The sequence below is a fragment of the Streptomyces sp. NPDC004610 genome (genome assembly GCF_040609715.1).
Lineage (GTDB): Bacteria > Actinomycetota > Actinomycetes > Streptomycetales > Streptomycetaceae > Streptomyces.
The window spans coordinates 73,084-86,258 of the sequence record NZ_JBEXLA010000033.1 but is presented as its reverse complement, the minus strand read 5'-3'; the positions used below and the strand labels follow the sequence as shown (position 1 = coordinate 86,258).

9 protein-coding genes are annotated in these 13,175 nt (G+C 71.3%); 8 read left to right on the top strand and 1 reads right to left on the bottom strand.

Annotation, left to right across the window (positions count from 1 at the left end):
• Positions 1 to 404 precede the first annotated feature (404 nt).
• The 8 genes from ABZX40_RS30810 to ABZX40_RS30775 all read left to right on the top strand — a co-directional run bounded on the left by ABZX40_RS30810 (position 405) and on the right by ABZX40_RS30775 (position 11,851).
• On the top strand, positions 405 to 2,309 hold the full coding sequence (locus ABZX40_RS30810) for a hypothetical protein (protein WP_355744913.1): 1,905 nt from the start codon (positions 405 to 407) through the stop codon (positions 2,307 to 2,309).
• Between the two features lie 88 nt (positions 2,310 to 2,397).
• Positions 2,398 to 3,912: a protein kinase gene (locus ABZX40_RS30805; RefSeq protein WP_355744910.1), complete on the top strand. Its 1,515-nt coding sequence runs from the start codon at positions 2,398 to 2,400 to the stop codon at positions 3,910 to 3,912.
• 231 nt (positions 3,913 to 4,143) lie between these two features.
• Positions 4,144 to 6,408: a BTAD domain-containing putative transcriptional regulator gene (locus ABZX40_RS30800; RefSeq protein ID WP_355744907.1), complete on the top strand. Its 2,265-nt coding sequence runs from the start codon at positions 4,144 to 4,146 to the stop codon at positions 6,406 to 6,408.
• A 189-nt stretch (positions 6,409 to 6,597) separates the two neighbouring features.
• Entirely contained in the window at positions 6,598 to 7,200 is a 603-nt protein-coding gene (locus ABZX40_RS30795) for a single-stranded DNA-binding protein (protein ID WP_355744905.1), read from the top strand.
• A 366-nt stretch (positions 7,201 to 7,566) separates the two neighbouring features.
• The gene (locus ABZX40_RS30790) at positions 7,567 to 8,916 is read left to right on the top strand and encodes a Cys-Gln thioester bond-forming surface protein (RefSeq protein WP_355745012.1); all 1,350 of its coding nucleotides are present in this window, start codon (positions 7,567 to 7,569) and stop codon (positions 8,914 to 8,916) included.
• A 176-nt stretch (positions 8,917 to 9,092) separates the two neighbouring features.
• A complete protein-coding gene (gene ettA, locus ABZX40_RS30785; RefSeq protein ID WP_355744902.1) occupies positions 9,093 to 10,757 on the top strand; it encodes an energy-dependent translational throttle protein EttA in 1,665 nt (554 codons plus the stop codon).
• Positions 10,758 to 10,763: 6 nt separating this feature from the next.
• On the top strand, positions 10,764 to 11,174 hold the full coding sequence (locus ABZX40_RS30780; protein ID WP_355744899.1) for a thioesterase family protein: 411 nt from the start codon (positions 10,764 to 10,766) through the stop codon (positions 11,172 to 11,174).
• Positions 11,171 to 11,851 carry a hypothetical protein gene (locus ABZX40_RS30775; RefSeq protein WP_355744896.1) on the top strand — a complete coding sequence of 227 codons (681 nt, stop codon included), beginning with the start codon at positions 11,171 to 11,173 and terminating at the stop codon, positions 11,849 to 11,851. Before ABZX40_RS30780 ends, ABZX40_RS30775 begins: the two co-directional genes overlap by 4 nt.
• Positions 11,852 to 11,940: 89 nt before the next feature.
• On the opposite strand, the gene ABZX40_RS30770 is transcribed toward ABZX40_RS30775, so the two are convergent.
• Positions 11,941 to 12,918 (bottom strand): ABC transporter ATP-binding protein, encoded by a 978-nt coding sequence (locus ABZX40_RS30770; protein WP_355744893.1) that lies wholly within the window; start codon positions 12,916 to 12,918, stop codon positions 11,941 to 11,943.
• Positions 12,919 to 13,175: the final 257 nt, after the last annotated feature.

Sequence of the window (13,175 nt, the reverse complement as noted above, 5' to 3'; positions counted from 1 at the left end):
CACTTGCGTCCCCCAAAACGGCTGACGATGCGTCACTGATCTATAAAATGCCAGGTCAGGGCGGTAGAGGCAACGTCAGAATAAGTGCCTTCTAAGCGCTTGGCCGCAGGTTCGAGTCCTGCCGGGGGCGCCATTGCTGTCGCGTGACGGCGGTGACGTTTTCGCGGCTGGGACCGCATCCTCCGCCCCCTTCACGCCAACCGGAGAACGGCTCTCCGCATTTGCGCTGTCCGGGCCGACGCCCGCCGGAGTCACCTTTCCGCGCATGGCCGCCCCCTCCCGTGTGCCCCCGGGCCCCTCTCCGCCGCCCGGATCCGAAGCTCGCCCTGTCCCGACCCCCGTTGATGGATACGGTGATCCCTGCAACCCGTGCGGATCGGCGGGATGACATCGGGGGGAACGGAATGGCTGACGGGCCGCGACTCGCGGAGCTGTATTTCGGGCGCGAGGACGCCGAACGGGATGTGAACGACGGGCTGCTGTTACGCGGGGCGTTCTTGCCGACGGCCGCCTACCGCGGGGCGATCAGCGGGCGGAAGATGCTGATCATCGGGCGGAAGGGTGCCGGGAAGAGCGCGATCTGCATGCAGCTGCTGGCAGACGGCGTGCACCCCGACGGGAAGATCCTCATCACGCCGGACGAGACAGCCGGTGAGGAGATCCGGCGATTCGAGTTGCAGGGACTGCCCGGGGACACGGCCAAGGCGCTGATCTGGCGGTACGTCTTCGCCGTGCACGCGGCCCGCTACCTGGTGTCCCACGCCAAGGAGGCGCACGGCGGCAGGCCCGGCTCGATCAAGGCGCTCGCCCGCTTCCTGAAGCAGAACGACGAACTGTCCGACGGCCGGCTGGGGGACCGGCTGGCGCAGGGAACCAGGGGCCTGCAAACCTCCCTCTCCCTGGAGGCGTTCGGCGTCAAAGCGGGCGTGGATCTGGCGCAGTCGCCCTCGGAGGGCGCGCGAGCCGCCCGGCAGCTCGACGTCGTCGAGCAGGGCGTGACGCAGGCCCTCGCCGACCTGGGCTGCGACGGCACCCACAGCCCGCTGCTGCTGATGGTGGACCAGCTGGAGCAGGTGTGGTCGGCCGAACCCGACAGCAACTCGATGGTGATCGGGCTGCTGCTGGCGGCGAAGCACGCCGCGGGTCTCTACGGCCGATCGGTACGGCTGCTGCTGTTTCTCCGCTCGGACATCTACGACTCGCTGTCGTTCGGCGAGGGCGACAAGTTCCACGGCGACGAACTGCGGATCGCCTGGACGGAGCAGTCCCTTCGGGACCTCGCGCTGGCCCGCGCGCGGGCTTCCCTCGGCGCCGGACTCGGGGAGGCGGAACTCTGGCAGGAGATCTTCGCGGAGAACGTACGGGGTGAGGAACCCGCGACCTATCTCTTCCGCCGCTGTCTGCCACGGCCCCGGGACGCCATCCAGTTCCTCAACCTCTGCCAGGAGACGGCCTGGCTGATCAACGGCCGGGACCGGATCACCGAGGAGGACGTCCTCCAGGCGGGCCGGCAGTTCTCCGCGTGGAAGCTCAACGATCTGGCCCTGGAGTATCTGGTCGCGCATCCCTTCCTCAAGCGCCTCTTCCCCCTGTTCCAGAACACCGGATACCGGGTCACCCGGGCCGCCCTCGCCACCCGCTTCGAGGCGGCGGCCGAGACGCTCCACCGGCTGTTCCCCGCGTACGCCGACGCGCTGACCCCCGCCGGCGTCATCGACGTCCTGTACGGGGTGGGCTTCCTCGGGGTCCGGCGCGGGAACGACGTGGTGTTCGTCGGCGGCGACGACCTCCCCGCGCAGCCGCACGAGACGCAGTTCGTCGTCCACCCGTGCTTCCGGGAGGCGCTCGGGGCGACCACCGCGATCGATCTGCGCCCCTACGAGCCGTCCTCGGCGGGCACCCGCATCGTCACGGGCAACATCAGTCCCGCCGCCTCGGGGGCCACCACGGTCACCCGTGCCGTCCAACTGCAACGTGAACTCGTCCGTTCCTGCCATTCCGTCCTCGGCCGGCTGAGCCGCGCAGTGGGGCTGCCGCCCGATGTCAGCGACGAGATCCGCGGCCAGGTCGAACGAGTGCTGGACGACGCCAACGGCCTGCTCGCGCACGCCGGGTTCGTCGACCCCGACGGCCATCTCCTCACCGTGGCGCACTACTTCACCGGCCTCGCCGCCCAACTGATGCACAGCGGGCTGGACGGTACGACAGGCGCCGAGGGCGTCGCCCACCGCATCGAGGAAGAGGTCCGGCGCCTGCGCCGACTGGCGGGCGGCTCATACGGCAGTTCGGGCGACTCGTACGGAACCTGAACCGCCCGCCGACAGGGAACACTACTGAGGGACTTCATGGACAGGCTGCCGTACGACGGTGGCCCACTCCCGGTGATGGAGGGAACGGGTGCAGGGCGTACTGCTCGCTGAGCGGTTCCGCATCAGCGAGCGTGTCGGTTCCGGCGGTATGGGCGAGGTGTGGTCGGCCCAGGACGAACGCATGCGGCGCAAGGTGGCTGTCAAACTCGTCCAGACACTGCGCCTGGACGAGAGCGAGACCCAGGCCAGGTTCCAGCGGGAGGTACAGCTCGCGGGGCGGCTCTCCCATCAGAACATCGTCACCGTGCACGACTGGGGCGAGGAACTGGTCGGCGGACGCCGGACCCTGTACGTCGTGATGGAACTCGTCCCCGGCGTCTCCCTCCATCGGCGACTGGCGGAGACCGAGCCGCCCCCTTGGCCGGTCGCGGTCGGGTGGGCCGGGCAGATCGCCCAGGCGCTCCACATCGCGCACGGCCGGGGCGTGATCCACCGGGACATCAAGCCCGCCAACGTCATACTCACCCCCGACGGTCTGATCAAGGTCCTCGACTTCGGTGTCGCCAAGTTCATGGGCGACACCATGAGCGTCCACGGACTCACCGTCGCGGGTGCTCTGATCGGCTCGCCGCCCTATATGTCCCCGGAACAGGCCGAGGGCGATCGGGAGGTCGATCACCGCAGTGATCTCTACTCCCTGGGCTGCCTTCTCCACCACGCGGTGATCGGCGAGCCTCCCTTCACCGCCACCAATCCGCTCGCGGTCCTCCGTATGCAGGCGGACAAGACTCCCGTGGCGCCGATCGACCGGAATCCCGCCCTTCCTCGCCCACTGAGCGACCTCATCATGAACCTGCTCGCGAAACGGCCCGAAGACCGCCCCGCGGATGCCGCCGCCGTACACGCCGCGTTGAGCACGCTGTTGGTGGACCATGTGGTCACGCTGCCCGACGAGAGCCCCCTGGACCTCCTCCAACCCGGGCACACCGACCCGCTCGCCGGAGGAATCCTGGAGAGGGCGTGGCAGATCTGGCGGTCGACAGTGAGGTACAGCGCCGACCGGCGCGAGGAGGCAGACCGATGGCGGGACGAGGCGGTCGCCGAGGCCGAGAAGATCCGCGCCGAGGCCCGCAAAGCGGCGGTCCAGCTGATCGAGGAGGCGGCCGAGACCGCCGAGGAACTGCTGGTGAGGGCCAAGGCCGACGCGGACGAACCGCGGCGGGCCGAGGACTCCCTCCGGCCTTCCCGCGAGGAAGCCGTCCGGCTCGCCGGCGACGAGTACCTCGCCGAGGCCCAGGCGAAGGCCGAGGAGATCGTCACGGTGGCCAACAGTGAGGCGAGCAAGCTCCGTATGGCCGCCGTGAGAAGGGCGGAAACGCTTCTGAGGGAGGTCGACGACAAGCGGCTCACGATGATCAGAGAGGCCGAGGACATCAAGGCCGAGGCGGTCCAGGAGGCCAGGCGCACGGTCGAGGAAGGCACCCGCGAACTGGAGAAGGTGCTCCGCCGCCGGGAAGAGGTCAAGGTCGAGATCGACCGCGTGCAGGACGTCCTGGAGGCGTTGGAGTCCTACGAACGACCGGCGGCGCCCCAGGACGAATGAGTCACGCGACGACTCCGGAGGAGACGCGTCGCATCGGGATTGGTCCAGACTTATCTACACGCCGGGCGTTCGCGAAGTTTGCTGAAGTGATATCGAACCAGCCGCTCTGAACAGCCCAAGATGCCCTTGTCATCGCACTCGCGATCACCTCCGCCCGCCCCTCCCCACCGCCTGGCGTGAAATGGTTCGTCAAACTGACGCTCGAACGGTCGCCCGCTACTGTCCCGGGTCGTGGTGGAAGCGCCGGAGAACGAGGAAAGCGAAGCGGGAAGCGGGGACGGCGAGGGAGCCGGAACCGGGAACGGAAACCGGCATGCACGCGGAGCCGGAACGGAACCCCTCCGCTTCTCCCTCCTGGGCCCCCTCACCGCCCACCGCGGCACCACCGAACTCCCCCTCGGCTCCCCCCAACAGCGGGCCGTCCTCGCCATGCTCCTCATGCGCGGAGGCCGCGCGGTCGGCGTGTCCGATCTCGTCGAAGGAGTCTGGGGCACCGAACCGCCCCAAGGCGCCGTCTCCGTCCTGCGGACCTACGTCTCGCGGCTGCGCAAGCTGCTGGAACCCGTCCGCCCCGCCGGGCAACCGCCCGCCCTGCTGACCTCCCTCGGCGACGGCTACGCCCTGCGCACCGACCCGCTCGCCACCGACCTCGCCGACTGCGAGGCGGCCGTGGCCCGTGCCCGGCGCGACTGGACCGAAGGGCGACGGGAGCGTTCCCTCGCCCTGCTGCGCTCCGCCCTGGACACCTGGGAGAACCCCGCGCTGGCCGGCGTACCGGGCCCGTACGCCGCCGCCCTGCGCGCCGATCTCGCCGAGCGCCGGCTCGGCATCCTGGAACTGCGGCTGCGCCTGGAACTGGAACGGGGCCGCCACCAGGCCGTCGTCGCCGAACTGCTCACCCTGCGCGACACCCACCCGCGCCGCGAAGCCCTCTGCGAACTGCTGCTGCTGGCCCTCTACCGCTGCGGTCGCCAGGCCGAGGCCCTGGAGGCGTACGCCCGCACCCGCCGCCATCTGGTCGACGAACTCGGCATCGAACCCGGCCCGCCCTTACGCGCGCTGCACGCCCGCATCCTCTCCGGCGACCCCGGACTCCGCCCGGCCCCCGCCCCGCGCCGCCCCACCGCGGTACGCCCCTCGCAACTGCCCGCCGACCTCCCCACGTTCACGGGCCGCCGTACCGAACTCGGCCATCTCACGGCGCTGCTCCTGGGCGCCGGTCCGGCACCGCCCCCCACGGGGAGCCCGTTCCCCGCCTCACCCCCCATGACCATCGCCGTGATCAACGGCATGCCCGGCGTCGGCAAGACCGCGCTCGCCCTGCACTGGGCCCATCGCGTCGCCCACCGCTTTCCCGGCGGGAGCCTCCATGTCGACCTGCGCGGCCACGGCCCCGGTCACGGCCCCGGCGGCGGCCCCCGGGAACCCGGCGAGGTTCTGGAGGCGTTCCTCGCCGCGCTCGGCGTCGCCCCGTCCGCCGTGCCCGCCGGGCTCGACGCCCGCGCCGCCCTCTACCGAGGTGTCCTGGCGGAGCGCCGCGTCCTGATCGTGCTGGACAACGCCCGCGACCTCGCCCAGGTGCAGCCCCTGCTGCCCGGTGCCACCGGCTGCCTGGTCGTCGTCACCGGGCGGTCTCCGTTCAGCGGGCTGGTCGCCCGGTACGGGGCCTGCCCGCTCGCGCTGGCGCCCCTCACCGCCGCCGACTCCCGCGAGATGCTGGCCCGGCGCCTCGGCCGCGCCCGCGTCACCGCCGAACCGGACGCCGCCGACACCATCGTCGAACTCTGCGCCCGGCTGCCGCTCGCCCTCGCCGACGTGGCCGCGCGCGCCGCCCACCACCCCGGCTTCCGGCTCGCCCATCTCGCCGCCGAACTGAGGACCTGCCACGGCGGCCTCGACGCCTTCACCGGACCGGACACCGGCTCCGACGCCGGCACCGGCACCGCCTTCTCCTGGTCCTACCGCGCGCTGTCCCCCGAGGCCGCCACGCTGCTGCGCCGGCTCGCCCAGCACCCCGGCCCGGACCTCGGCCTCGCGGCGGCCGTCGCCCTGGCCGCCCTGCCGGGCCCCCGGGTCCGCGCCCGGCTGGCCGAACTCACCGGCTCCGGTCTGCTCCACGAGACGGCCCCCGGCCGCTTCGCCCTGCACCGCCTGATCCGCCTCTACGCCCTGGAACGCGCCGCCGAGCAGGACACCCCGCCCGAACGCGCCGCCGCCACGGCCCGGTTGCTGGACCACTGTCTGCACACCTCCCACCACGCCGCGGCCGTTCTCGGCCCGCCGCCACGGCAGGCGTTCCCGCTGCCCCCGCCGGTGCCGGGCAGTGCCCCGCTGCGGTTCGGCGACCGCCGCCAGGCCGCGAACTGGCTGCGCGCCGAACGCCGCACCCTGCGCGCGATCGTCGAGTACGCCGCCGCACACGGCCACCGCGACCACGCCTGGCGCACGGCCCACGCCCTGGACCCGCGGCTCGACCGCGCCGGTATCGCCGGCTGATCCGGAACTTCCCCTTCGGGTGGCGAGGTTTTCCACAGGTCCCGGAGCCGTCCACAGGCCCCGGCGGGATGTCGGTCCGCGGCGGCAGTCTGATCGCACGGCGCTCGCCCCGACGGCGAACGCCCGGGACAGACACCGCCGTACGGGACGGACCCTTCGGCGTACCCGGAAGGGAAAGGGAAGAGGACCATGAACGAGACGCTGGTGTGCGCGGTGGGGAATGTGGCGACGCAGCCGGTCTACCGGGAGCTGGCGGCCGGACCGTCGGCCCGTTTCCGGCTGGCCGTGACCTCGCGCTACTTCGACCGGGAGAAGCGGACCTGGGCCGACGGGCACACCAACTTCTTCACGGTGTGGGCCAACCGCCAGCTCGCCACGAACGTGGGCGCGTCGCTGGGCGTGGGCGATCCGGTGATCGTGCAGGGCCGGTTGAAGGTGCGCAGCGATGTCCGCGAGGGGCAGAGCTGGACCTCGGCGGACATCGACGCGACGGCCATCGGACACGATCTGGCGCGCGGCACCTCCGCGTTCCGCCGCGCGGCCCGACCGGAACCGGCGGTCACGACGACGGACCCGGCCCGCCCCGAGCCGGACTGGGAGACACCACCGTCGGAGGCGGCGACGACGGCACCCACGGACCCGGCCACCCAGAAGACCGACGACGAGCCCAGCGAGAGGACCAACGACGAGCCCGGCGACAAGAGCACAACCGATTCCACCCCCGATTCCATGCTCGACTCCCCGCCCGAGTCCATCCTCGACTCCACGCCCGAACCCGTCGCCGTCACGTAATGCCACCATCCGCACCGCACTGAAATGAATCACGGCTTATCGGCGAATACACCCAGGATTAGGCTCTGAACACCCCTGGGGATTTGTCGATAAGCCCAGTTCAAGTGCGCGCCGGCGATAACGATTCCGAGTCGGATCGGTTGCCCGTGGAGATCACTGGGAAGCGCGGTTCGTTCTCGTCCTTAGGATGCCGAACATAGCTCCAGGGGCTGCTGATGCTGCTGGTGGGACCACACCCCCCACATCAATGGGTCCTGCTCGAAGGGGAGTTCCGTGTTTTCTTCGTTCTGCGTGCCGCTCCTGTCCACCGTGCGGGGACGCGGTCCGGTCCGCCGGGCCGCCGCTGCCTCGCTGGTGGGCGGGGTCATGGCCGTCGGCGTGCTCGGCGCCGCCGGTCCGGCCGCCGCGGACGGGACCCCGGCGGCGGGCCAGGGTGGCGCGGTCGCCACGGTGGGCGCGCTCAAGACGTACGGCGACGCGGTCATCCATGACGAGGACGGCGACCACCGGATCTCCGCCGGGCTGTTCGAGATGTCCGTCGAGGGCGGCGGCATGCTCCAGACGTACTGCGTCGATCTGCTCAACCCGACGCAGCAGGACGCCAAGTACCACGAGACCCCCTGGAGCGGCACCTCGCTCGGCGCGAACAAGAACGCCGGGAAGATCCGCTGGATCCTCCAGAACTCCTACCCCCAGGTCAACGATCTCGCGGAACTCGCCCGCAAGGCGGGCCTCGGCTCCGGCCTCACCGAGCAGGACGCGGCGGCCGGGACCCAGGTGGCGATCTGGCGGTACTCCGACGCAGGCAAGGGCGTGCGGGTCGAGGCGCTCGACCCGCAGGCCGAGCGGCTCGCCGACCACCTGGAGCGCAGCGCCCGCTCCACCGCCGAGCCCAGCGCCTCGCTGACCCTGGAGCCGCCCGCCGTCTCCGGGGCGCCGGGCACGCCGCTCGGCCCGGTCACGGTGCGGACGAACGCCGGGAGTGTGACGGTCGCCCCGCCCGCCGACGCCGCCACCTCCGGGGTGCGGATCGTCGACGAGGAGGGCGAGCCCGTCACCACCGCCGCCGATGGCACCCGGCTCTACTTCGATGTGCCCGCCGACGCCCCGGACGGCACGGCGGAGCTGACCGTGCACGCCTCGACGACCGTCCCGGTGGGCCGCGCCTTCGCCTCCGAGAGCCGCAGCCAGACCCAGATCCTCGCCGGGTCCAGCGAGTCCTCGGTCACCGCCGGTGCCTCCGCGACCTGGGCGGCGAGCGGCCCGATACCGGCCCTGTCCGCGCGGGAGAACTGCGCCGAGGGCGGCGTCGACATCACCGGAGTCAACGCGGGCGAGGAGCCCTTCGTCTTCGAACTCCTCGGCGTCGTGCACACCATCCCGGCCGCCGCCACCCGCACGGTGACCGTCCCGCTCCTGGAGGACCAGGCGTACGACTTCACGATCACCGGTCCCGGTGGCGTGGAGCGGCGCTTCAGCGGGGTCCTGGACTGCCTGACCCAGAGCACCGACACCGGCGGCGTGAACACCCAGATCCTCAGCGAGCCCAGCCCGGCGACCGTCGGCGGCACCTCCGAGGAGCTGAACCTGGCCGCGACCGGTTCCTCCGGCGCCGCCCCGCTGATCGGCGGCATCGCGATCGGTCTGGTGATGATCGGCGGCACGGCCCTCATCGTGCTCCGCGACCGCGAGAAGAAGCCCGCCCACCAGGACTGACCGCCCGCCCCTCTCGTCCCCCCTTCCCCCTGCCCCCACCCCCGTACCGCCCGTACCCGCCCGAAACCCGCAGGTCAGCGCCGGTCATCGGAACGGGTTTTCATCAGGGGGTGGCCGTCGGGCAAGATGGGGTGTATCTGCCCACTGCCAGATTTCAAGCTGCCGGACGGTTTCTCTTGGCTGAGTACATTTACACCATGCGCAAGGCGCGCAAAGCGCACGGCGACAAGGTGATCCTCGACGACGTCACCCAGAGCTTCCTTCCAGGTGCCAAGATCGGCGTCGTCGGCCCGAACGGCGCCGGCAAGTCGACCGTACTGAAGATCATGGCGGGGCTGGAGCAGCCCTCGAACGGTGACGCGTTCCTCACCCCCGGGTACACGGTCGGCATCCTCCTCCAGGAGCCGCCCCTGACGGAGGACAAGACCGTCCTGGAGAACGTCCAGGAGGGCGTCGCCGAGATCAAGGGCAAGCTGGACCGGTTCAACGAGATCGCCGAACAGATGGCGACCGAGTACACCGACGCCCTGATGGAGGAGATGGGCAAGCTCCAGGAGGAGCTGGACCACGCCGAGGCGTGGGATCTGGACGCCCAGCTGGAGCAGGCCATGGACGCCCTGGGCTGCCCGCCCGGCGACTGGCCCGTCACCACCCTCTCCGGTGGTGAGCGCCGCCGGGTCGCGCTGTGCAAGCTGCTCCTGGAGTCGCCCGACCTGCTGCTCCTGGACGAGCCCACGAACCACCTCGACGCCGAGTCCGTGAACTGGCTGGAGCAGCATCTGGCCAAGTACAAGGGCACCATCGTCGCCGTCACCCACGACCGGTACTTCCTGGACAATGTGGCGGGCTGGATCTGCGAGGTCGACCGCGGCCGGCTGCACGGCTACGAGGGCAACTACTCCAAGTACCTGGAGACCAAGGCGGCCCGCCTCAAGGTCGAGGGCCAGAAGGACGCCAAGCGGCAGAAGCGCCTCAAGGACGAGCTGGAGTGGGTCCGCTCCAACGCCAAGGGCCGCCAGGCCAAGTCCAAGGCCCGCCTCGCCCGCTACGAGGAGATGGCCGCCGAGGCCGACAAGATGCGGAAGCTGGACTTCGAGGAGATCCAGATCCCGCCGGGCCCGCGTCTGGGCAGTGTCGTCGTGGAGGTCGAGCACCTCAGCAAGGCGTTCGGCGACAAGGTCCTCATCGACGACCTCTCCTTCACCCTCCCGCGCAACGGCATCGTGGGCGTGATCGGCCCGAACGGCGCCGGCAAGACCACGCTGTTCAAGATGATCCAGGGCTTCGAGCAGCCCGACTCCGGCACCATCAAGGTCGGCGACACGGTCAAGATCTCCTACGTCGACCAGAGCCGCGAGAACATCGACCCCAAGAAGTCCCTGTGGGCCGTGGTCTCGGACGAGCTGGACTACATCAACGTCGGCCAGGTCGAGATGCCGTCCCGCGCCTATGTCTCGGCGTTCGGCTTCAAGGGCCCGGACCAGCAGAAGGCGGCCGGGGTCCTCTCCGGCGGCGAGCGCAACCGCCTCAACCTGGCGCTCACCCTCAAGCAGGGCGGCAATCTGCTGCTCCTGGACGAGCCGACCAACGACCTGGATGTGGAGACGCTCTCCTCGCTGGAGAACGCGCTGCTGGAGTTCCCCGGCTGCGCCGTCGTCGTCTCCCACGACCGCTGGTTCCTGGACCGGGTCGCCACCCACATCCTCGCCTACGAGGGCGAGTCCAAGTGGTTCTGGTTCGAGGGCAACTTCGAGTCGTACGAGAAGAACAAGGTCGAGCGGCTCGGCGCGGACGCGGCCCGGCCGCACCGCGCCACCTACAAGAAGCTGACCCGGGGCTGATCGATCTTGCGGCACCTCTACCGCTGCCCGCTGCGCTGGGCGGACATGGACGCGTACGGCCACGTCAACAACGTGGTCTTCCTCCGCTATCTGGAGGAGGCCCGTATCGACTTCCTGTTCCGCCCGGACAAGGACTTCCAGCAGGGCTCGGTGGTGGCACGCCATGAGATCGACTACAAACGCCAGCTCGTCCACCGCCACACCCCGGTGGACATCGAGCTGTGGGTCACCCAGATCCGCGCCGCGTCCTTCACCCTCACCTACGAGGTGAAGGACGGGGACGTGCTCTACGTCCGCGCCTCGACGGTCATCGTGCCCTACGACTTCGAGGCGCAGCGCCCGCGCCGGATCACCACCGAGGAACGCGAGTTCCTGGAGGGCTACCGGGACGACGCGGAAGAGGCCGTCGCGGCATGACGGTGCTCCACCTCGCCGACGAGGGGGAGGCGGCGGATCTCGCGGCCTTCCTCTCCCGGCTGCTCCACTACGACCGCGCCGCCGCCGTCCGCGTCCAGTCGGGCGGCACGACCCTCGCCGTCTTCGGCCGCCCGCCCTCCTTCGAGGTGCTGGCGATCCGCGCGGTCCGGCTGGCCAAACCGTATGAGAACGGGCTGGACAGCACGCTGGATGTGACGGTGTCCGCGGGGGAGCTGCTGGAGTCCGTGGACGAGGCGGCGGCGACGGCGACCGTGCCGCGGTCCGTCACCGGTCCGCCCTGGGCCGGGGTCCTCCCCCCGCGCGGCGGCTGGCGTCCCGAACCCGGGCTGCCGGGGCCCGAGGCGCTGCTCGCCCTGGTGCGGGCGGCGGTCGCCGAGTTCAAGGCACGCACCCAGGAACTCGCCCCGGAGCGGCGGATCCGGGCCGAGCTCGACCGGATCGGCCGGGAGATCTGGTCCCGCACGGTCGGTGACACCGGCCTCCCGGTCCGCGCGGTGCACGCCGCCCAGTCCCTCGGTTTCCTGCGCCCCGGCGCGTCCGGCGACACGGCCCTCTTCGTCTCCGGCACCTGGCTGCGGCTACGGACGGCGTACGGCTCGGTGGCGGTACGGCAGGTGGGCGCGGCAGCGGGCACCTTCGGCCTCAGCGTCCGCTGACCCCTCCGGGCGGGGGCTCGCGCAGATCCCGCCAGTCCCCTCAGCTCCGGGTCCCCTCTGCCCCTCTGCCCCTCGGGCCCTGGGTCCCGTCAGTCCCCTCGGTCGGGGCGTCCGCTGTCGTCGGGACGGACGGCGATATGGTCCTGCTCCAGTTCCAGCGCCACCCGGTCGCGCATGCCGAGGGCGGCGGTGTAGTCGGCGGGGAGCTGGAGGCGTCCGGCCCGGTCCAGCATCGCGTACTCGCGGGCCACGACCGTCTCCTGGCCGGTCGCCGCGTCGATCTCGCTGCGCCGGAGCACCTCCGTGGAGGTCCGCCCGTCACGGATGGCGACCGTGCGGCGCACCTCGTTCGCCACGGCCTGGTCGTGGGTGACGATCACGATGGTCGTGCCGAGCTGCTCATTGGCGTCGCGGAAGGCGCCGAAGACCTGCTCGGCGGTGTGGGAGTCGAGTTCGCCGGTGGGTTCGTCGGCGAGCAGGACATCGGGGTCATTGGCGAGGGCGACGGCGATGGCGCAGCGCTGCTGCTGGCCGCCGGACATCTGGTGCGGGCGCCGGTCCCGGCAGTCGGCGACCTGGAGCAGCTCCAGCAGCTGCAGCGCCCGTTCGGTCCGGTCGCGGCGGCGCGCGCGGGCGCCGGAGAGCTGCATGGGCAGGGTGACGTTCTGGGCGGCGGTCAGATAGGGGAGCAGATTGCGGGAGGTCTGCTGCCAGACGAAGCCGACGACATCCCGGCGGTAGGCGAGGCGGTCCTTGGCGGTCATGGACAGCAGATCGCGGCCGGACACCCGCGCGGCCCCGGCGGTGGGGGTGTCCAGCCCGGCGAGGATGTTCATCAGGGTGGACTTGCCGCTGCCGGAGGCGCCCACCAAAGCCATCAACTCGCCCTTGCGGACGAGCAGGTCGAGCCCCTGGAGGGCCTGCACCTCCACCCCGTCGGTGGTGAAGATCCGGACCAGCCGGTCACAGGTGATCAGGGCGTCATGGCCGAAGGCGGGGGAGTCCCGGGCGGCGGTGACGCGGGCCGCGAGGTCCGTGAGGGTGGGCTGTTGTTGTTCGGTCGTCATGGGGCTCCGAGGTCGGTGAGGGCTGGGGTGCGTGAGGGCGGGGTGCGTGCGGGCTGGGTGCGTGCGGGCTGGGCGTGCTCAAGGCGGGGTGCGTGAAGGCGGGTCCGTGGGCGGGGTGCGTGAGGGCGGGTCCGTCGGCGGGGTGCCGTCGAGGTCGGCTGCTGTCGGGGTTGGCCGCCGTCGGGGTTGGCCGCCGTCGAGGTCGGCCGCCGTCGAGGTCGGCTGCCGTCGGGGTCGCTCGCCCCCGGGCCTCGGCA